Annotated in this window: 13 protein-coding genes and 1 tRNA gene; 5 read left to right on the forward strand and 9 right to left on the reverse strand. The window is 69.5% G+C overall.

The genetic code is table 11. From position 1 onward, the window contains the following. Positions 1 to 34: 34 nt before the first annotated feature. Both ACO03V_RS04445 and ACO03V_RS04450 read left to right on the forward strand, forming a co-directional pair. On the forward strand, positions 35 to 1843 hold the full coding sequence (locus ACO03V_RS04445) for a M20/M25/M40 family metallo-hydrolase (RefSeq protein WP_423136750.1): 1809 nt from the start codon (positions 35 to 37) through the stop codon (positions 1841 to 1843). Between the two features lie 344 nt (positions 1844 to 2187). Further along, positions 2188 to 2853, forward strand: a complete 666-nt coding sequence (locus ACO03V_RS04450; protein ID WP_423136751.1) for a YoaK family protein — start codon at positions 2188 to 2190, stop codon at positions 2851 to 2853. Positions 2854 to 2907: 54 nt separating this feature from the next. On the opposite strand, the gene ACO03V_RS04455 is transcribed toward ACO03V_RS04450, so the two are convergent. Further along, positions 2908 to 3927, reverse strand: a complete 1020-nt coding sequence (locus tag ACO03V_RS04455) for an NADPH:quinone reductase (protein WP_423136752.1) — start codon at positions 3925 to 3927, stop codon at positions 2908 to 2910. Between the two features lie 97 nt (positions 3928 to 4024). Between ACO03V_RS04455 and ACO03V_RS04460 the strand changes: the two genes are divergently transcribed. Then, positions 4025 to 4106 (forward strand) — tRNA-Leu (locus ACO03V_RS04460). Between the two features lie 47 nt (positions 4107 to 4153). Further along, the gene (locus ACO03V_RS04465; protein WP_367727543.1) at positions 4154 to 4912 is read left to right on the forward strand and encodes a DedA family protein; all 759 of its coding nucleotides are present in this window, start codon (positions 4154 to 4156) and stop codon (positions 4910 to 4912) included. Here the strand turns inward: ACO03V_RS04465 and ACO03V_RS04470 are convergent. Next, positions 4909 to 5781: a Ku protein gene (locus tag ACO03V_RS04470; protein ID WP_367726526.1), complete on the reverse strand. Its 873-nt coding sequence runs from the start codon at positions 5779 to 5781 to the stop codon at positions 4909 to 4911. The two genes, ACO03V_RS04465 and ACO03V_RS04470, sit on opposite strands and share 4 nt — an antisense overlap. A 541-nt stretch (positions 5782 to 6322) precedes the next feature. On the opposite strand from ACO03V_RS04470, the gene ACO03V_RS04475 reads away from it, so the two are divergent. Further along, the gene (locus tag ACO03V_RS04475) at positions 6323 to 8920 is read left to right on the forward strand and encodes an ATP-dependent DNA ligase (RefSeq protein WP_423136753.1); all 2598 of its coding nucleotides are present in this window, start codon (positions 6323 to 6325) and stop codon (positions 8918 to 8920) included. Between the two features lie 332 nt (positions 8921 to 9252). Here ACO03V_RS04475 and ACO03V_RS04480 read toward each other — a convergent pair whose 3' ends face one another. The 7 genes from ACO03V_RS04480 to ACO03V_RS04510 all read right to left on the reverse strand — a co-directional run bounded on the left by ACO03V_RS04480 (position 9253) and on the right by ACO03V_RS04510 (position 20809). Further along, positions 9253 to 10170: a cation diffusion facilitator family transporter gene (locus ACO03V_RS04480; RefSeq protein WP_423136754.1), complete on the reverse strand. Its 918-nt coding sequence runs from the start codon at positions 10168 to 10170 to the stop codon at positions 9253 to 9255. A gap of 308 nt (positions 10171 to 10478) precedes the next feature. Then, on the reverse strand, positions 10479 to 11111 hold the full coding sequence (locus tag ACO03V_RS04485) for a hypothetical protein (RefSeq protein WP_423136755.1): 633 nt from the start codon (positions 11109 to 11111) through the stop codon (positions 10479 to 10481). Between the two features lie 685 nt (positions 11112 to 11796). Next, complete coding sequence (locus ACO03V_RS04490; protein ID WP_423136756.1) at positions 11797 to 12966, reverse strand: hypothetical protein; 1170 nt, start codon at positions 12964 to 12966, stop codon at positions 11797 to 11799. Next, positions 12963 to 13574 (reverse strand): hypothetical protein, encoded by a 612-nt coding sequence (locus ACO03V_RS04495; RefSeq protein ID WP_423136757.1) that lies wholly within the window; start codon positions 13572 to 13574, stop codon positions 12963 to 12965. Before ACO03V_RS04495 ends, ACO03V_RS04490 begins: the two co-directional genes overlap by 4 nt. Before the next feature lie 4 nt (positions 13575 to 13578). Further along, a complete protein-coding gene (locus tag ACO03V_RS04500; protein ID WP_423136758.1) occupies positions 13579 to 16548 on the reverse strand; it encodes an RHS repeat-associated core domain-containing protein in 2970 nt (989 codons plus the stop codon). Between the two features lie 5 nt (positions 16549 to 16553). Continuing rightward, a complete protein-coding gene (locus ACO03V_RS04505; protein ID WP_423136759.1) occupies positions 16554 to 20186 on the reverse strand; it encodes a DUF6531 domain-containing protein in 3633 nt (1210 codons plus the stop codon). After that, on the reverse strand, positions 20183 to 20809 hold the full coding sequence (locus ACO03V_RS04510; protein ID WP_423136760.1) for a hypothetical protein: 627 nt from the start codon (positions 20807 to 20809) through the stop codon (positions 20183 to 20185). The genes ACO03V_RS04505 and ACO03V_RS04510 overlap by 4 nt, the downstream gene beginning before the upstream one ends. Positions 20810 to 20937 lie beyond the last annotated feature (128 nt).

Below are 20937 nucleotides of genomic sequence, written 5' to 3' on the forward strand. Positions count from 1 at the left end.
ATGCGGGCATCGCTGCCCGCGGAGAGGTGCCTTCGTGCCCCGTCACACCCTGCAATCCCCTCCCCCGCGCGTTCGGCGCGTCTCGGCGGCGCTCGCCGCGGGCGCGCTCGTCGGCGGAGCCCTGATGGTCGGTCCGACGGCCACCGCCGCTGTCGTCCCCGGCGACGTCCCGGCCGACCTCGGGCTCACCGGCGCCGACGTCATGACCCACCTGACCGAGCTCGCGGAGATCTCCGAGTCCTACGCCGCGGACGGCTACCGCGTCTGGAACGGCCCGGGCTACGAGGCCGCGGCCGAGTACGCCGAGCAGGTCCTCGAGGACACCGGCGCGTTCACCGTCTCGCGCCACACGTTCGAGGTGCCCTACTCGGAGTTCGGCGAGGCCTCCCTCACCGTCGCCGGCACGACCTACCTCGGATCGCACTTCGACAGCAGCGAGGCCACGGACGGCCCCTACACCGAGGCGCTCTCGCAGCCCGTGTCGGCCGACGGCGCCCACCTCGGCTGCGAGCCGGCGGACTTCGCCGCCGTGCCCGCGGGCTCGATCGTCCTCGTCCAGCGCGGCGTCTGCACCTTCGAGCAGAAGATCGACAACGCCTCGGCCGCCGGCGCCGGCGCGGTCTTCATCTACAACAACGCCCGCCCCGAGGCGGAGGGCGTCGCCCCCGGCGACCAGCTGACCAACGTCGCCTCCGGTCCCCGCGACACCGAGGACTCCCCCGCCGCCACCCTGCCCCAGGCCAGCGGCGAGACCCTCTCCGCGCTCGTGGAGGCCGCCCCCGCCGACGCTCCCGTCGAGGGCACCGCCCTCATCGAGAAGGAGTTCCTCGTCGGCGAGACCTTCAACATCATCGCCGACAGCATCGCCGGCGACCCCGAGGACACCGTCGTCATCGGCGCCCACCTCGACGGTGTGGCCGAGGGTCCCGGCGTCAACGACAACGCCTCCGGCTCGGCCGCGATCCTCGCCCTCGCCGAGCGCATCGCGGATGCCGAGGTGCCGAACGACAAGCGGATCCGTCTGGCCCTGTGGGGTGCGGAGGAGATCGGTCTGCTCGGCTCGACGGCCTATGTGGACGACCTCGTGCAGGACGACCCCGCGGAGCTCGCCCGCATCTCGTCGTACCTGAACTACGACATGATCGGCTCCGAGAACTTCACGGTCGGCGTCTACGACGCGAACCGCTCCACGTTCCCCGCTGATGGCGTCACCATCCCGGAGGGGTCGGCCGAGATCGAGCGGATCTACACCGACTACTTCGACGCGATCGACCAGCCGTGGATCGACAGCGAGTACTCGGGACGCTCCGACTACCAGGCGTTCATCGACAACGGCATCCCGTCCGGCGGCCTGTTCTCCGGCGGCGACGACATCAAGACGGAGGAGGAGGCCGCGCTCTTCGGCGGAACCGCGGGCGTCTTCATGGACCGGAACTACCACACCGAGAACGACACCCTCGCGAACGTCAGCCGGGAATCGGTCGACATCTTCTCGCCCGCCATCGGCCACGCCGCCTTCGCCCTGGCATGGGAGGCCGCGGTCGTCCCGCCGGTGGACCCCTCGCCGGAGCCCACCCCAGGTGACCCGTCGCCGGAGCCCACGCCGGGCGACCCTTCGCCGGAGCCCACGGCCGAGCCCACGGCCGAGCCCACCGCGGCGCCGAGCCCGACCGCCACGGCCATCCCCGGGGCCGCGGGCGACCGCACCCGTCCCGGTGGCCTCGCGACGACCGGCGCGGACCTGGCCGCCTCGCCCCTGCCCGCGATCGGCATCGGCATGCTCGTCCTCGGCGGCCTCGTCGCCGCCGGCACGACCATCGCCCGCCGCCGCACCCAGGAGTGACGACGCCGCACTGACACGACGGAGCGCCGGGGCCCAGGTCCCGGCGCTTCGCCGTTCCTGCGGAGCCGAGCCGCCCGCGCGCACGCCGTGAGATGACCCCCGGGCCGTGAGCTGGCAGGTGTCGTAGCGCGTCGGGCCTTGGGCCGTGAGGTGGCGCAGATGTACGCCGCGGGGGCGCCGGAGCGTACGTTCGCGGCAAGTCAGCGCTGGTTCCGACCCCCGGGGGCCGTGAGGTGGCGCAGATGTACACCGCGGGGGCGCCGGCGCGTACGTCTCCGGCACGCCAGCGCCGCCTGCGACAATCCCGGCATGCAGCTGCACCCCGAGACCCCCGTCGACCGCTCGTGAAAGACGTCGATCGCCGGGCGTTGGGCCTCTCGGCCGTGCTCGCGACGGTGGCCGGATTCGTGGATGCCATCGGGTTCCTCGACAGCGGCGGACTCTTCGTGTCGTTCATGAGCGGCAACTCCACGCACGCCGCCGTCGACCTCGGGGCAGCGGGCGGAGCGGTGGCGCTCACGTCGGCGACGTTGATCGGCTCGTTCGTCCTCGGCGTCACGGCGGGCGGCCTGGTCGGTGTGCGCGCACGACGCGCGCCGCCATGGATCGTCGCGGGCAGCGCGGCCGCCGTCGCCCTCAGCGCCCTCCTCGCGCTCACCGGCGGCGTCGAGCTGCCAAGACTCGCGCTGCTCGCCGCCGGGATGGGATCCCTGAACACGCTGTTCCCCGCCGAGGGACGCGCCCGCGTGCCGGTCACGTACACCACCGGCACGCTCGTGACCCTCGGTCTCGCCGTGAGCGCGCTGCTCACCGGGGGCTCACGCACCGCGTGGATGCGACCGCTCCTGCTGTGGTCCGCCCTCATCGGCGGCGCGGTCGTGGGCGGGGTGGTCCACCGCATCGGGAGTGCGTCCGCGCTGAGCCTCGCCGCCCTCGCGCTCGCGGGTGCAGCAGCCGTCCTCGCGCGAAGGCGGACATCGCGCGTCCGGCCGCCGCATCGGGCCGGGTGAACATGCGTGCCCGGCCGGGCGACGACGCACCGCCCGGCCGGGTGAAACTGCAGGTCAGTCCGCGACGCGGATGAGCACCTTGCCGGTCGCGCCCTGCTCGACGGCGTCGTGGGCGGCGGCGGTCTCCTCCAGCGGGAACCAGGTCAGCGGCAGCCCCTTCTCCTCACCGACGGACAGCGCGCCGTCGGCCACCGCCGCCGACACGTCCTCGGCCGCGGCCGTCAGCGCGGACTCGCCCACGGTGTACAGCAGGAGCCCCTGCCAGCGGACGTTCTTCGCGAAGCTCTCCCGCACGGCCGCCGTGAAGGTCGACCCGCCGTTGTCGGCGTAGTACCCGATCGTGCCGTGGTTGGCCACGACCTCCACGTCGAGAGCGGCGTTGTCGGCGATGGCGACCTCGACGATGTGCTCGACGCCGTTCGGCGCCAGTTCCCGGATGCCGTCCGCCAGAGCGTCGCTGGGGTACTGCAGCACGTGGTGGGCGCCCGCCGCCCGGGCCAGGGCCTCCTTCGCGTCGCTGCTCACGGTGGCGATCACCGTCGCTCCCGCCCAGACGGCCAGCTCGATCGCGGCGTGACCGACGGCGCCGGCGCCGCCCTGGACCAGCACCGTCCGGCCGGCGAGACCACCGGGCGCGAGACGCGTGGGACCGTCCTCGTGGACGGTGAGGGCGCGGTGCGCGGTCATGGCGGGGACGCCGAGGCTGGCGCCGAGGGCGAACGACGCGGCGTCCGGCAGCGGGACGACGCGGGAGGCGGGCAGAACCGCGTACGCGGCGGCGGTGCCGGTCGGGCGCTGGTGCGCCGCGAGGTAGACCCACACCCGCTGGCCGACGGACAGGTCCTCGACGCCGTCGCCGACGGCATCCACGATCCCCGCCCCGTCCTGGTTCGGCGTGACCTCGTCGAACGGGAGCGGTCGGCCGGTCGTCGCGCGCGCCTTCCAGTCGGTCGGGTTCACGCCGGACACCGTGATGCGCACGCTCACCTCGCCCGGTCCGGGCGCGGGAACGGGACGCTCGACGAGGGTGAGGACGGAGGAGTCGCCGGGCTGGGTGTAGATGATCGCGTTCATACGGAGGACAAGGGAGGACGCGGCGCCGGCATTCCCGCTCGTTGACGGCTCGTTCACACCGAGACGTCGCCCCCGCCCGCTTAGACTGATGCCACTCGCGGGAGTGGTGAAATCGGCAGACACGCAGGATTTAGGTTCCTGTGCCTTCGGGCGTGTGGGTTCAAGTCCCACCTTCCGCACGCGGTCGCCTAGATCCGCACCCTCTCGACCCGACGGGACAGAAGTGATCCATCCCACAGCGCTCATCCCCTGGCTGGATCCGGCCGCGATCATCGACGCCGCAGGACCATGGGCCCTGCTCGTGGTGTGCCTCATCATCTTCGCCGAGACCGGCCTGCTCGTCGGCTTCCTGCTGCCCGGCGACACGCTGCTGATCATGGCCGGCATCCTGTCGAACCCCGCGACGCACCCACCGCACGGGGTCTTCGGGGTGAACGTGTGGGTGACCGGCCTGCTCATCGGCCTCGCCGCGTTCCTCGGCGGCGAGGTGGGCTATGTCATCGGCCACAAGGCCGGGCCGGCCATCTTCGAGCGCAAGGAGTCCGGCCTGTTCAGCCGCAAGAACGTCGAGCGCACCAACGCGTTCTTCGTCCGGTTCGGCGGCCTGACCGTGATCCTCGCCCGTTTCGTGCCGATCGTCCGCACCTTCGCGCCGATCGCCGCCGGCGTCGGCCACATGAACAAGTGGACCTACACGCTCTACAACCTCATCGGCGCGGTGCTGTGGGGCTTCGGGCTGACCGTCGCGGGCTACCTGCTGAGCCTGATCCCCGGGGTCGGCGAGTTCGTCGCGGAGTACATCGACGTCATCCTGCTCGCCGCCGTCGTCGGCACGGTCGGCTTCGTCGCGGTGCACTACTTCCGTGAGCGTGCGGCCGCCCGTCGCGACGCCGCCGCCGGCCACGGCGAGGTCACCGAGAACGAGGCCGAGGCCCTCACCCTCGACCCGAAGACGCTCGAGGACGGCGACCAGCGCACCCGCTAGGACGCCTTCGACGCCTTCTTCTTCTTGGCATCCCCGGAGGACTTCTCGTCCTTCTTCGCCGCACCGTCGCCCGACCCGGAGCGCGCCGCGCGGCTGCGTTCGACACTCGCCCGCAGCGCCTCCATCAGGTCGATGACCTCGCCGCCATCCTCGTCCTCCTGCGTGCCGAACGTGGCGTCGGTGTCGATCGCGTCGCCCTGCTCCAGCTTGGCGTCGATGAGGGTGCGCAACTCCTGCTGGTACTCGTCGGTGAACTCCTCGGGATCGAAGTCCTTCGAGAAGCTGTCGACGAGGGATGCCGACATCTCCAACTCCTTCGCCGAGATCCGCACGCTCTCGTCCAGCGCGGGGAACGCGGCCTCGCGCACCTCGTCCGCCCAGAGGAGGGTCTGCAGCACGAGGACGTCGCCGCGCACGCGCAGGGCCGCGAGCCGTGTCTTCTGCCGCAGCGAGAACCGCACGATGGCGGTGCGGTCCGTCTGCTCGAGCGTCTTGCGGAGGAGGACGTACGCCTTCGGCGAGGAGGAGTCGGGCTCGAGGTAGTACGCCTTGTCGAGAGTCAGCAGGTCGACCTGGTCGCTGGGGACGAACTCGACGACCTCGATCTCGCGGCTGCGCTCGCTGGGGAGCGAGGCCAGATCGTCCTTCGTCAGGACCACGGTCTGCTCGCCGTCGTCATAGGCGCGGTCGATGTCCTGGTACGGCACGACCTCGCCGTCGACCTCGCAGATGCGCTGGTAGCGGATGCGGCCGCCGTCCTTGTTGTGCACCTGGTGCAGGGAGACGTCGTGGTCCTCGGTCGCCGAGTACACCTTCACCGGCACGTTGACCAGGCCGAAGGTGAGAGCGCCCTTCCAGATCGATCGCATGCGACCAGTGAACACGAAAACCCCAGACGGCCACGAGGCCCTTGCGCCGGCCGTCGGGTGCGGCCCGCCGGCTCGCCGAACTCCTGAGCCGGGGCGCCGCCGCCTGGCGGCGCCTCCGGCGCGCGCCCGCCCAACTCCTGAGCCGACGGGCGCCGGTTGGCGGCGCCTCCGGCGCTCACCCGCCGAACTCCTGAGCCGACGCGCGCGCCGGCTGGCGGCGCCTCCGGCGCGCGCCCGCCCAACTCCTGAAAACCGCCGGAACTGCGCGCACATGCGGCCAACGGCGGTGCAGCGGCGGCAGAAGTCAGGAGTTCGGCGAGGGGGCGCGGCGCCCCAAGCGGCACCCGCGGCCCCGACACTCAGGAGTTCGGCGAGGGGGCGCGGCGCACTAGGCGGCACCCGCGGCCCCGACACTCAGGAGTTCGGCGAGGGGCCGCGGCGCACCAGGCGGCACCCGCGGCCCCGACACTCAGGAGTTCGGCGAGGGGCATGGCCGCAACCCCCTCGGCATCCCTCCGCCCCGTCGCTCTACGCTGGGGCGATGGCGGAGCAGACGGTGCGGATCGACGGCCGTCGTCTGCGGCTGTCCAACCTCGACAAGGTGCTTTACCCCGAGACCGGCACGACCAAGGGCGAGGTGATCGACTACTACTCACGGGTCGCGCCTGTCCTGCTCCCGCACGTGCGCGGCCGCCCGCTGACCCGCAAGCGCTGGCCGGACGGCGTCGGGACCGACGACGCCCCCGTCGAGGCGTTCTTCGCGAAGGCGCTCGAGCCGGGCGCGCCGGCATGGGTCCGCCGCTTCCCCATCGACCACTCCTCGGGGGCGAAGGACTACCCCCTCGTGGGCGACCTGCCCACGCTGGTCTATCTCGCCCAGGTCGCGAGCCTCGAGCTGCACGTGCCGCAGTGGCGCTTCTCCCCCGACGGCGAGCGGCAGAACCCCGACCGCATCGTGCTCGACCTCGATCCCGGTCCCGGCGTGGGGCTGATCGAGTGCGCCGAGGTCGCCCGATGGGCGCGCGCGATCCTGCAGGACATCGGACTGGACCCGATGCCCGTCACCAGCGGGAGCAAGGGCATCCACCTCTACGCCCACCTCGACGGCCGGCAGTCCAGCGACGCCGTCAGCGCCGTGGCGAAGGAGCTGGCCCGCGCGATCGAGGCCGACCACGGCGATCTCGTCGTCAGTCAGATGTCCAAGTCGCTCCGGCCGGGCAAGGTCTTCATCGACTGGAGCCAGAACAACGGGTCGAAGACCACCATCGCGCCCTACTCCCTGCGAGGGCGGTCCCACCCGACGGTGGCCGCCCCGCGCACCTGGACGGAGCTCGACGACCCCGCACTCCGCCACCTGCTGTTCGACGAGGTCGTGGACCGCATCGACGCCCTCGGCGACCCGCTCGCCGCGATCGAGACGGACGGGCCCCTCCGGGCGTACATCTCCAAGCGCACCGCGGGGCGCACCCCCGAGCCCGTTCCCGACGTCCCGCACGGCGAGGTCTCCGCCGAGGGGCTGCCGCGCTTCGTCATCCAGGAGCATCATGCGACGCGGCTGCACTGGGACCTGCGCCTCGAACGCGACGGCGTCCTCGTGAGCTGGGCCGTCCCTAAGGGCGTCCCGCCGACCACCGGCAAGAACAGCCTCGCGATCATGACCGAGGACCACCCGATGCAGTACCTCGACTTCGCCGGCGAGATCCCCCGCGGGGAGTACGGCGCCGGCATCATGACCGTCTGGGACACCGGCCGCTACGAGCTCGAGAAGTGGCGCGACGACGAGGTCATCTTCACGCTCGAGGGAGCGCCGGACGGGCCGCTCGGCCGTGTCCGTCTCGCCCTCATCCGGACCGAGGGCAGCGGCGAGAAGTCGCAATGGCTCCTGCACCGCATGAAGACCGACGCGCACGGCGACCCGCAGCCCGCCGGCGCCGAGGTCGTCCCGCTCGACCATTCCGGGCGAGGGAGGGATGCCGCCCGGCACGAGGCCGCGGCCGACGCACGGGCGACCGCCGACCTCTCCGACCCTGCCGCGCCGACGGCCCCTGGCGCGGGGGATACCGCGCCGGCGTCCCCCGCCGCAGGCGCGGGGGATGCTGCAGCGCAGAACGACGCTGTGGAGGAGCCATCGCGGAGCCCGGAGGGGGCGGCATCCCGGGTTCCGATGCCCGCCATGGCGGAGGTGCGCCCGATGCTCGCGACGCGCTCGACCGCCGGGGTCGCCCGGGCCGCGGCGGAGCGATGGGGCCGGGCGTGGGTCGAGATGAAGTGGGACGGGATCCGCGGCATCGGCGTGTGGGACGGACAGCAGCTGCACCTGCGCTCGAGAAACGGGAACGATCTGACGGCGACGTACCCCGAGCTCACGGGCGTCGACCTCGGCCTCGGCCCTGACCCGCTCGTGCTGGACGGTGAGATCGTCGCCCTCGACGACCACGGCCGACCGAGCTTCCCGCTGCTGCAGAAGCGGATGAACCTCGTCCAACCGCGCGAGATCTCCCGCGAGGCGCAGCGCACGCCGGTTCGGCTGTACCTCTTCGACGTGCTGGCCGTCGGCGACCGCGACCTCGCGGCCGTGCCGCTGTCCGACCGGCGCGCAATCCTGGAGGACCTGGATGCCACCCCGCCGGTCGTCATCCCGCCGGTGTTCGACGATGTCGACGGCGCCGTCGGCGCCAGCGCGCGGTTCGGACTCGAGGGCGTCGTCGTGAAGGACCCGCGTTCGGGGTATCGACGCGGCGAGCGGTCGGAGTCTTGGCTGAAGGTCAAGCATTCCCGCACGCAGGAGGTCGTGATCGGCGGCATCCGCCCGGGCAAGGGCGGTCGCAGCGGCACCATCGGGTCGCTGCTCGTAGGCGTGCCGACCGCGGACGGACTGCAGTACGCCGGTCGGGTCGGCTCCGGCTTCGGCGAGAAGACGCTGTCGACACTGACGGCGCTGCTCGACCCGCTGCGCGCCGACGCCGATCCGTTCGTCGGGGTGCCCTCCGCCGACGCCCGCGACGCCCTGTGGGTGCGGCCCGAGCTGGTGGGCGAGGTGGAGTTCGCGGAATTCACGCCGGGCGGCATCCTGCGTCAAGCGCGGTGGCGGGGCCTGCGTCCGGACAAGAGCCCCGCCGAGGTCGTCCGCGAGGACTGAGGGACGGGATACCACCGGGCTGACCGTCGTGTGGGTGCGGTCTGCACGAGCGTGGGGCGGGTGGGCCGCGCGGGAGTGCCGTGGCCATGCCGTTCTGCAGGACGGAGGCGGCATCCACTCCCCCATGCACGACAGCAGGCACCACCCGCCCCACCGGTCCTGCAGACGCGCTGTGGGGGTGCGCGCGGACCGCGCGGGAGCGAGTGCCGTGGCGTTCTGCAGGACGGAGGCGGCATCCACTCCCCCATGCGCCACAGCAGGCACCATGCGCCCCACCGGTCCTGCAAAGCGCGGCCCAGACTGCGCGCGGGTGCCGCGAACCCTGAGGCGGGTCAGGCGTGGTGGGTGTCGTGCTCGACGTGTCCGGCCGGTTCGAGCTGGAAGGTGGAGTGCGCGACGTCGAAGTGGTCGGCGAGGCATTCCTGGAGCGAGCCGAGGATGCGCGCGGCGCGCCCGTCGGTGAGCGCGGCGTCCTCGACGATGACGTGCGCGCTGAACACGGGGGCTCCGCGCGTGAGCTGCCACACGTGCACGTCGTGCACGTCGACGACGCCGTCCGCCTCGCGCAGATGCTCGCGGATCTCGGCGACGTGGACGCCGACCGGCGCCGACTCGGTCAGCACGACGACCACCTCCCGCAGCAGACCGATGGCCCGCGGGACGATGAGGACGGCGATGAACAGGGACGCGATGGCATCCGCCTGGGTCCATCCGGTCGTGACGATGACGACGGCCGCTGCGATGACGGCGACGGAGCCGACGAGGTCGCCGAGCACCTCGAGGTAGGCGCCGCGGACGTTGATGCTGCGTTTCTGCGCGCGTCCGAGCAGCCACATCGACACGGCGTTCGCGACGAGTCCGATCGCGGCGACGACGAGCATCGGCCCGCCCTGCACCTCGGCGCCCGCGGGGGCGATCAGGCGCTGCACGGCCTCGACGCCCACCCAGAGGCACAGGACGATGAGGGTGATCGCGTTCGCGAGGGCCCCCAGCACCTCCGCGCGCTGGTACCCGAAGGTGCGGCGGTCGTCGGCCGGGCGTGCCGCGATGGCGGTGGCGACGAGGGCGACGACGAGTCCGGCCGCGTCGGTGAACATGTGGGCGGCGTCGGCGAGGAGCGCCAGCGACCCGGTGAGGAACGCCCCGACGATCTGCACGATCATCACGCTCGCGGTGATGCTCAGCGCGATGGTGAGCAACCTGCGGTTGCTGAGGTCCCGGATGCCACCCCCCGGCGCGTGATCGTGCATGGTCCCAGGCTAGGCCGGGCCCGACTCCGCCGCGGGGTTCGGGCGCTGTCGGGAATGAGAGCCGTTCTCTTTCTCCGGGCCGCGGATGCCGGGGGGGGGGGGGGCTCGCTTCACTCCCAGCGCCACGTTGACAACATGTGATGCGCAATCGCGGCGCGATCGGTCTCGACTTCACAGTCGATAGTGGCAGTGAAGCGATTGACCGCATGTAGTCCGCGAGCGTCTCTGCGTCTCTGCGAAATCGATCGGATCCAGCATCCTGTTCCAACCCCGATCGGATCATCATCGGCGGCCGGCCGATTCGCCCTTCACTCTCCACGCGTCGTAATACCGGGCGCGCGCCGCTCCAGATCTTGCTCAAACGCTCTGAGATCGGCTCTCGAGAACGCGCGAATAGCCTTCCACCCCGTGTGTGCTGGGGACAGTACTGCTGTTCGACCATCATTGAAGTAGACGCAAATCTGAGGTGCCCACACAAAGCGACTCCAGATGTACCAAGCCTCTACCGCTCTGACCTGACTAAATGCATAGGCGAAGTTCACGTCCGAGCTTCGTAATTCCAGTCCCTCGGTTGAGAGGATCAGCAACCCCTCGCCGAGGCGATCAGTGTCCTTCCAATCTCGCCAGCTGTCTATCCCGTATGCACTCCCTCCCTCGGCAAATGTGTATACAGTGACACCCGCGCCGGCGTCGCCCGCCACAGCCGCCAGCTCGCGCAAAGAACGTCTAGTCGAGGAGAATATGAGCAACACAGTCGTCGGATAGACGACCGCAACCGCTAGCCAAAACCCGACCTCGTCTGAGCTTCTGCCAAGGAGCAGACCGTGGATCACCCCGGCAACGGCAAGCGCCCCACCAATCACGACGGGCAGAATCATGAGCAAGCCCTGCGCCGCCGGCTCGGGTTTCGCTATAGAGGCTGCTTTAACAACGGTTCTCATAATCCCGGCATCTCATCGGCTCCTCTTCTGCACGCATCGGGCGCTAAGGCCGAATCTGCTCATCGATGACGCGACGTGAGACCAGGGGCGCGCCGTTCGAGGTCTTGTTCGAACATCCGCAAGTCTCGCTTGCTGAAGGCCCAAATCCCTCTCAGCCCGACATGAGCTGGCGCGATCACTAGGGTTCGGCTGTCCGCGAAGCGGATACATATCTGCGGCGCCCGAACCAGCAGCGTCCACATCACCCACGTCTCTATTGAACTCACGTCGTCGTAACTGTAGCTAAACTCGCCCGAATCACTTCGGACGGCGAGTCCCGTCTTCGAGAGCGTCAACACCAGCTCGAAGGCGATCCCCCTCCCTCCAATCCCGACAGCTGCTTATGCGGAACGCGGTTCCTGCGTCTAGGGATGGATAAACGGTAACGCCAGGATCGGCTTCAACGATCTCAGCCATCGTTTCACGCACTGCCCTCGCTTGCGAGAAAAGATGCCAATCATAATCATCGGGAAAAGCGTGCCTGCGGTCGACCAGGTGAGTATTTCACCCACTCCGCGTCCAACTAAGATGCCATGGATAGCCACGCCTATCGCGAGCAACTCGCCGCCCAGGAACGGGACCAATGTGAGTGCTGCCTGGGCTGATGGCTCCGGGTGCGCTATCGAGCCGCCCATTCGGACAGATCTCATGGTGAAGTTTTTCTTAGAGGAGGGCGCAAAAGGCCGAGCGGTTTCAAGTGAAAATTCAAGAGCCGGCGGTGCAGGCATCGACTCACCTGGCCCGGCCTGGAAACCCGCTTCACGTGTTCGCACCAATCGTCGAGCGGGGAGTATATGCCTCGAACTCGCCTCGCTGCCGCGGTCAGCTCGAAGGAAATCGAACCCCCCTTTGGTATTCGCATCAAATCAGATACGCGATCATGCTCCGTCGACGTCAGATGCAAAAATTCTGCGAGGACGCTCTCCGAGTCGTGGAGAGTCAGGGAGAGGAAGTAGGCCTCTAGCGCGTTCAAGATCGCCACCTCGGCACTTTCGGCCGCGTAATGGAATCGGTTCAAATGCTCTCGTATTGCCATTCTTTCTTTGAGGATGCTCGTGTAACCGTCGATTGTCATTGATCCCTCGAGGTATGGGGGCGTACCTGTCACCTCCAGCCTCAATGCGTTGAGTGAGCACGCCCACCGTGAAAGGGCTTCCAAAAAGTCCAGATGATCCAACGCCGTTTCGCCCGATGATGTCAGCGCCGCGTCCGCTCCGCGCAGCCGGTCATGCCTGTGCGGAAAGGAGGGAGCCGTGGCCGCAGATCGACACACCCTGTCAGTGAACTTCGCACCACTGTCTAGCGAACGAACTTGCTCCCGGAAAGCGGGCGACCGCTCTTGAAGCCTGCGGATGACTGCGGCGAACTCAAACCCGATAGACCCGTCGCAAGGGATTCGCACCCTCCACCACGAATCATCAGCCGGGACAGACCACAGGTCGGGCGCCAGGAATTGCAGACACCCGAGATGATCCAAAGCGGTCAGGTCTGCGAAATGATTATCAATCGCCTCTACAAGTGCCCACTCATCACCGCCACGCGACACGGAGACGCTGTCGAGGCCGCGCTGTAACTCGTTGCGCCAGTGGAGGATGCCAATGAAGTCGTGGTGGATCATGTCACCCTCTTCGACGCTCCTATCGCTCCTCGAATTAGCACGCAGCCAGTTCACTTTCGAAGCCCACCCTGCCACGACGCGCTTGACACTCATTGACTCACCGTAGTGATCGAATTTGCAACCGAGGGTTTCGACAAAGCGGTTGCGACCGTCCGCGCCGGAATCGTCTGGCGTGTAGTCAGAAAAAGATCTACTCATGACTGCCTTTGTTGCGATTCGAGCAGCTCCCGAAAATGGAGCCATTCGTTGGCCGGTGAACCCCACTCGAGCGGCAGAGTCGAAAAGTCTCTCAGGTCCTCGGTCGTCCACGTCGGCAGCCCGGCGGACTTGGGGACCCAGAAAGCATCGTTCGAGAGCAATACAACAATGTTTTGTTCCCGCAGACCCCATGCGGCCCATTGTTTACTGTCACCCACAAGGGATATACTGTCTAGCAGTATCCCCATTTGGCTTATGTAGCCGCTGGACGGGATCCTGTCCGTGGAGAGCGCCCGCCGAAATTGCTCCGCCGGATCCCCACGGCGAATTGCGAAAGCGGGCCAAAAATCGTGCGTCGCGTAGAATAATTTAGCATTCTCCGAGGCGCCGCACGCGTATAATTCCGAGTCCCCGTACTGAGCGCACAGTAAGCGAACGGCGTCGCCGAAATACCCCCCCATGAATACGTCGAACTCCAGCAGGGTAATAACCCCCTGCCCTTCGAAGGGCCAGCAGGGGAAACGAGCTGTTGTTTTCGCGCAGGTTCGAACGACCGCGGCAATTGATTCGTAGCCGGCGGAGCTTTCTGCGAAGTCAATGGCATTCATCATTCTATTCATACCCCAATCGGAGTTTTGTTGAAGGTTGTCCCGGCTGCACGAACTCTGCTGTCCAGCCATGCCATGACGCGGCGTTACTGCGCAGAATGTATCGCTGCGATCCTTTAGTGAAGATCTCGACGGCGCCATCCTTGCTCCGACCAGGGATCCATCCGGCCTCGATGAGGGTATTACGGAACTCGGTATGAGAGGTCGTGGTGCCAATATTTCGGAGGGAGCTGCCCCGTGTGATGTCGATATAGGTTCGACTCGACCCCACCTCGACTTTCGTGACGCCGGAGGCTCCGCTCGCGCCCAGCGCTCGTAGCCCCACTCGGGCGGCCAACGCGCCCACGCCCACGCCAGCCACACTAAGCGCGGTGCCTCCGGCGAATGCCACCGCCGCACCCTCCGGGGTTTTCTCACCCGACGACAGGTTGTACGTAGCGAGACTGCCCGCGCCGCCTGCCACTGCGATTGCAGCAACACAACCGCCAGCTGTGAGGACGACACACGCTGCGGAGCCAGCAATGGCGAGCGTGAGACCGACGGCGATCGCCGTCCCGGCGGCGATCGCGCCCACATCTCGCCAGGTGTCGCCGTCCCACGAGGACGGATTCCACCAGTCGTTCGTGTGGCGTGCCGTCGGCTGCGAGACCGTTCGCGGGCTGGTGGCCGCCGGCTTGGGCGGTGTCCAGCGCCCCACCTTGGTGCTGGGGGTCGTACCGCTGGCGGATCGGCGCGAGGTGGGCCAGGTCGCCGCGGGCGACTGCGCGCGCGGCGACGACATCGGCGGGTGCCACGCGGGCGCGGGTGCCGTCCGGGCCCCGGGGAACCGGCTGCCCACATTCGAGGGCACGGAGAGTTGCGGCGAGCGCTTCTTCGTCCTGCCGCCGTCCAGACGACGTACCGGGGCGAAGCCCAGCTGGTCACGCAGGGTGACCGGATTCCCCGTCACGAAGGCGTAGCCGTTCATCGTCAACGGGTCGGCGAGAACGCCGCCCCACGAGTCCTGCGACAGCCACGATCCCGACGCGGTGTCGTAGCCACGGGAGTAGAACAGGTCGAGGCCGGCGGACGGGTCCACCCGTTCGCCCGAATGTCCGACCGCAGCGTTCCATCCCGAGGTGGAGAAGCTCGGCGATCCCCACTCGTCCGCGGCGGACACCTGGGTGATCTGCGCGGAACGGTCGTTCGACGCGTCGCGCGCCTGCTGGGCCGCGTGGTTGAGCGACGTACCCAGGCGGGCGTCGCCGACCTGGGCCACGGCGGAGCCGAGCCTGTCGAGCAGATCCCATACCGCCGGTCCTGAGGTGCGTCCCTCGAGGAGCAGTTCGCCGGCCTCGTCCCGGACGAGCGTGGTCGTCCCGGCCACGCTGCTCTCGTCCTGGACCGGCTGCCAGCCGTCCCAGACGGTGGCGGTCGTGGTCTCGCCGCGGTCGCTCCGCGTCGTCGTACCGACCCGCCTCGAGAGGGCGTCGTAGGTGAACTGAGCGGTCTCGCCACCCGTGTCATACCCGAGCAGCTGTCCGAGCTCGTTCCACGAATAGGTTGCGGAACCCCGAGCGCCGCCGCTCTGCGCGACGCGATGTCCGTCGTCGTCGTACGTGTAGCTCACTCCGCCCGCGGGGCCGCCCTGGGTGTCGACCAGTCGGTTGAGCGCGTCGAACGACTGCGTCTGCGAGAAGGAGGCATCCGTCGCCTTCACGCTCCCGACGGCGATCGAGGCCGGCGGACGGGGAACACTGCGCCCGTCGCCGTCGAACGTCAGCACGGGGTCCAGGACGCCCGTCGACGTCGACGCCGCGCGGTGGGTCCACGTCGTCCGGTTCCCCACCTCGTCGTACCCCCACGTGTCCTCCGCGCCGGCATCCGTCGTGGAGGCGACGAGCCGGTCGAGCGAGTCGTACGTGTACGTCGACCGCGAGCGGTCGAGAACGGTTGTCCCGTCCCCGCTCGACGCGTCCTCCCGCGGCGCGGCGGCCGGTGCCACTCCCCCGGGCAGGCCGCTGGTCGGTACGGAGGCGGTGCGCTCCGTCGATGTCACGTTCCCCACGGCGTCGTACCCGTAGGCGAAGGACAAGGACGCACCCTGGGGCAGCGCACCGGTATCGGACGGGAACGACTTTCGAGCGAGGTACGCACCCGGCTTGCTGCACCCTGCCGTGTCCACGTCCGCGGCGCGGGCCATGTCGACGCGCGAGCCGCCGCCCACCGCGGGGCACATCCCACCGGTGCGCGTCGGAGCCGCGGCCGTCGTCGGTCGGGCCGCCCCGGCGTCCGGTGTGGAGGTCGCGATGGACGTCACCTGGTCCGCCGCGTCGTACCCATAAGTCGTCTGCACACCGTTCGACCGCCGGACCGAGGAGAGGTTGCCGCCATCGTCGTACCCGTAGTCCGCGGCGCCCCACGGGCTGTCCATGCGGCTCACCCGCCCCGCGTCGTCGTGACGGTAGGAGATCTGCGCTCCGTCGGGCACCGTCAGGGCGTTGAGAAGACCGCTGGCGTCGTACGAAGAGGCGAGCTCACGTCCTCGCATGTCGATCTGGGATGCCACGAGCCCGTCGGACGTGTAGGTCCATCCCGTCGCCCCGGCGGCGTTGGACGCGGCGATCATCCGCCCTTCGCCGTCGTACTCGAACCGGAGCGTGTCGGAGGCGGAGCTCTGCTGAATGAGGTTGCCGACCTCGTCGTACGCGGAGGTGATGCCCGCGCCCGAGGGCAGGACGGTCCGCGTGAGGAAGCCGCGGCGGTCGTACTCGTACCGCGTCCGGTGGCCGGCGGCATCCATCATCCATTCCGGAAGACCCGCGCCGTCGTAGCCGTAGGTCGTCGCGTTGCCGCGCCCATCCGTCACCGAGGCCAGCAGTCCGCTCTCGTCGTAGGCGTAGCTCGTCGTCGTGCCCGCGGCGTCGCGGACCGTCGCGAGCTCGCCGTGGGACTCGTACGTGTACGACGTCACGTTTCCCCGGGCGTCCGTCACCGTCGTCAGCTGACCCGCCTGGTCGTACGCGAAGCGGGTGGTGTTCCCAGCGCGTCGGTCACGGTGAGGGGGTCGCCGGCGGCATCCCACGTCGCCGAGGTCGTGTGACCGTTCGGGTCCGTCGACGACAGCAGGTTTCCCACCGCGTCGTAGACGTATGTGGTGCGGTGGCCGGCAGCATCCACGTTGGCCACCTGCTGATCCGCGTCGTCGTACTCGAACGACGTGGCGCGGCCCACCGGGTCGGTCACCCGGGTCACGTTGCCCGCAGCGTCGTACGCGTACGAGGTCGTCGCGCCGGATGCCGTGGTCACCGTGGTCACCTGACCGGCGGCGTCCCGTTCGTACAGCGTCGGATTGCCGAGGCGGTCGACCGTTCCGACCAGGAGCCCGTCGGCGTCGTAGCTGTAGCTCGTGCGTCGGCCGGCGGCATCCACCTCCCCCGTCAACCTGTCCAGATCGTCGTACTCGTAGCGCGTCGTGTGCCCCAGGGCGTCGCTCGTCGAGGTGACACGGCCCACCTCGTCGTACTGGGTGTGCTGCTCGATCCCGGTGGGACCGATCACCGCCGTGACCCGACCCAGCCGGTCGACCGTCTGCGTGGTCACCCCGCCGTGCGGGTCGGTCTGCGACGCGAGCGCACCGGAGCCGTCGTAGGTCTGCTTCCACGTCGCACCCGCCGCGTCGGTCGCCTCGGTCACTCGCGAGAGCGCGTCGAGGACGAAGCTCGTCTGACGCCCGGCCGCGTCCGTGGTCGCGGTGAGTCCGTCCTCGCGGTCGTAGGAGTAGGAGGTGGTGCCACCGAGCGGATCCGTCGCGCTGACGACCCGAAAGAGCGCGTCCCACGTGAAGGTCGTGACGTTGCCCGCCGGGTCGGTGGACGACGTCAGGTTGCCGTTGAGGTCGTAGGAGTACCGGGTCGTCCGGCCGAGGGGATCGACGACAGCGGTCACCCGGTCGCGCGCGTCCCACTCGTACCGGGCGACGCGTCCGAGCGGATCCGTGGATGCCACGAGCCTGTTGCCCTCGTCGTAGGCCAGACGCGTGGTGCGTCCGAGCGGATCGGTGCTCGCCACGCGGTTGCCGCGAGCGTCGACCTCGTAGTCGTACGCCGCTCCGGAGGGGAGCGTCATGCGGGTGACGTTGCCGTCGTCGTCGACGTCATAGGTGACCGTCGACCCGTCGGGCAGCACGGTGGCCGTGAGAACGTCGTGCTCGTCGTATGCGTACGCCGTCACGCGCCCCCGCGCGTCCGTCTCGGAGGCGACTCGGCCGGTCTTCGTGTAGGTGTACCGGGTCGTCGCGCCCAGGGCATCGGTGACCTGCGTCATCCGGCCGGCCTCGTCATAGTCGTAGGTCGTGGTGCGACGGCCGGCGTCGGTGAAGGCGGTGATGTTGTCGTCGTCGTCGTACGTCCATCGCTGCACGTCCCCCGTCGGGCCCGTGATCGACGTGATGCGGGCGCGGTCGTCGAACGCGTAGGAGTGCTCGCGCCCCTCCTGATCCGTGTAGACCGTCTCGCCCGTGCGGTAGTCGAATCCCCGCAGATTCCCGTCGGCGTCCCCCTGCTGGAGCACCCGACCACGGTCGTCGTAGACGTTGCGGAGGTAGGTCGCTCCGAGGGCGTCCGTCATCGACGTCACGCGGTGCTCATCGTCGTAGGCGAACGTCTTGGCACCACCATCGGGCGAGACCAGACGGACGAGATCCCCCGCCGCGTCATAGCCGAGCGACCAGGCGCGGCCGTCGGGAAGGGTGAAGGCGGTGATGCGCCCGCGGTCGTCGGAGTCCACTCGCACGGTCTGCCCGGAGGCATCCGTGATCCCCGTCAGAGGGACGAACTGCTGCGCGTCCGAGGGCGTTCCGTAGGTGAGGGTCGTGATGTGTCCGCCCGCGTCGACGGTGCGGACGAGCTCGCCGATCCCGTCCTGGTCGGCGGCGTCGTACTCCCACGTCTCGCCGTCCCGGGACGTCATCCTGAGCACGCCGTCGCCCGCCTCGGTCAGGTGCAGACCCTCGCCCCGCGGATCCGCGTACCCTCCGGCACCGTCGGGCTCGAAGAGGATCGATGCCCCGTCGCCGCGCACGACGAGGACGGACTTGTCGTCGAACCGTTGCGCACGCCCGCCGAGCCCGAAACTCCACCCGGCACCCGTCCGTGACAGCCGGCCGTCCTGGGAGTTATAGACGAGGGAGACGTCCGTCCGGGAGCCGCCCGCGCCGGGCAGGGAGAAGAGGTGCTCGGACTCGACGAGGTTGCCCGTCGAGAAGGACACCGGGTCGGCGCCGTAGTGCTGCCAGTTCCGATACCCCAGCGCGTACCACCGACTCAGCTGGTCCGCCGAGGGCCGGGCCGGCCAGCCGCCGGTGACCGGGTTCGTGCAGGAGAACCCCTGAGATTCGAGGTACTTGCCGACCCCCGTGAACGCCCCGTTCACGATGGAGTCCCACCCGCCGTCGATCACAGGACGGTCGAAGTTGTGGTCCATGAAGAGCGTCTCCATGTGCACGACGGCGCCCGGCAGGCTCGAATACTCCTCGCGCGGGAAGTCGGCGGTGGGCTTGCGCACCTGCGCCGGGCGACCGGTATAGCCGGGCATCTCCGCGCGGAGGGAGTCCCGCAGGGCGTCACTGGTGCCGCCGCGCGAGAACAGGAGCGATCCACCGTCCTTCGCCGTCCCCCACGCCCGACCCTTGTTCGTGTTGAAGGCGAGAGTGAGCGTGACGTCGGGGTCGTGCGACGCGGCGACCGCCCCACGTGTCTCGGCGGACAGGAAGCGCTGATCGGCCCCGCGGGTGACCGTCACGTCGGCAAGGCACCGCTCCCGGAACATCCCCGCGAGCCCGTCGGCGAGTCGGACGTTCAACGGCAGCTCCGTGATGCGGGGACCCGGCGAGTCGGCCCAGCCGGCGTCGTCGTCCGGGTCGAGCACGATGCGGGGCACCGGCGTCGTGGTCACCGGCGTGCCGATGACGACGAACTCGGACAGGTGCTCCGACTCCGCCTTGACCGTCCCGGACGCGGAGTCGAAGTACGACGGAAGCGCCTGCCAGGGCTCTCCCGCCCGCTCACGGCTGTAGACGCGGAGGCTGGAGAGCTCCACACCGGCGGCCGACAGCTCGTCGGCATCCACCCCCAGCGCGAGACGGATGCCCGGCTCGACGTCCTTCGCGACCTCGATCCCGGATGCGTCGCGCTCGAGGGAATAGCTCGCCGGGAATTGCGTGACGCTCTCTCCGGAGTCGTCGCGCGCGCGGATCTCCACCGGCGGCGCGGCCACGACGCCCTGCGTCTCGGACGCCGCGGACACCGCCGCGCCCTCGCCGAGGACGGACACCTGGGCCGACAGCGGTCCCGCCAGGTCGTGGCCGGAGAACTCGGCGCGCACGCCGGCATCCGTGGCATCCAGGATCGCCCCGCTGCCGGGTTCGATCGTGCCCTCGGCAGCCGGTGAGTCACCGGTCGACTCCTCGACGGTCGCCGCGGGGGCGGCCGCCTGACGAACGCGCTCAAGGATCTGCTGACGCATGACATCGCCCGTGACGGTGTGCGCGGACTCCGCGTGCGCCGCCCCACCGGAGACGATGAGCGCGAGGATCGAGAGCCCCGCCGTCAGGCGCCGGATGCCCGCGGTCACCGCTCCATTCCCCCGGCCTCGAGCCGAGCCCGGTCTTGCTTCCGGCGACGGAGAGCCACGAGTGCACCCCCGCCGGCGGTCACGAGGACGGCTGCCCCGAGGACCCACGGCGTCCAGGTCAGTGACGCGCCGGTGACGGCGAGGGCTGCCCTCTGATGATCGGCGTACGCACGGAGGCCGTCCGCGTCGGACACTCCGTCACCGTCGAGGTCCTCCGCGCCGGTCGCGCAGGTGGCCGTCCCGCAGATGACCCACTCGACCCAGTCGGGGATGCCCTCCCCGTCCTCGTCCTCTTCGCCGTCGCTGCAGGTGTCGCTCCCGCAGACGAGGCGTTCGACGTAGTCCGGGATGCCGTCGCCGTCGACGTCCGCCCAGGGATCCGCGCACGTGGTCGACCCGCACGAGACCACCTCGACCACGTCGGGAATGCCGTCGCCGTCGACGTCCTCCGCGCCGGTGGCGCACGTGTCCGAGCCGCAGACGACCTGCTCGACGGTGTCGGAGATCGTGTCGCCGTCGACGTCGCCCGGCGGGCCTCCCACCGCCTGAGCGGGCGGTGCGGCGGCGGCCGTGATGAGCAGTGCGGCGAGGAGGGCGATGGGAGCGAGGGCGGGCGAGCGCATGCCCCGACGCTCTCGCGACACCTATGACCGCAGAGGGCTCAGACCGCGGAAAGACGCGGGGGCGGCATGCGGTTTTCACCCGCTGAACCACCAGGGGGCTCACCTGAATGGTGAGGAGTCAGCCGGCG

It is taken from the genome of Microbacterium sp. HMH0099 (genome assembly GCF_049384025.1).
Taxonomy (GTDB): Bacteria; Actinomycetota; Actinomycetes; order Actinomycetales; family Microbacteriaceae; genus Microbacterium.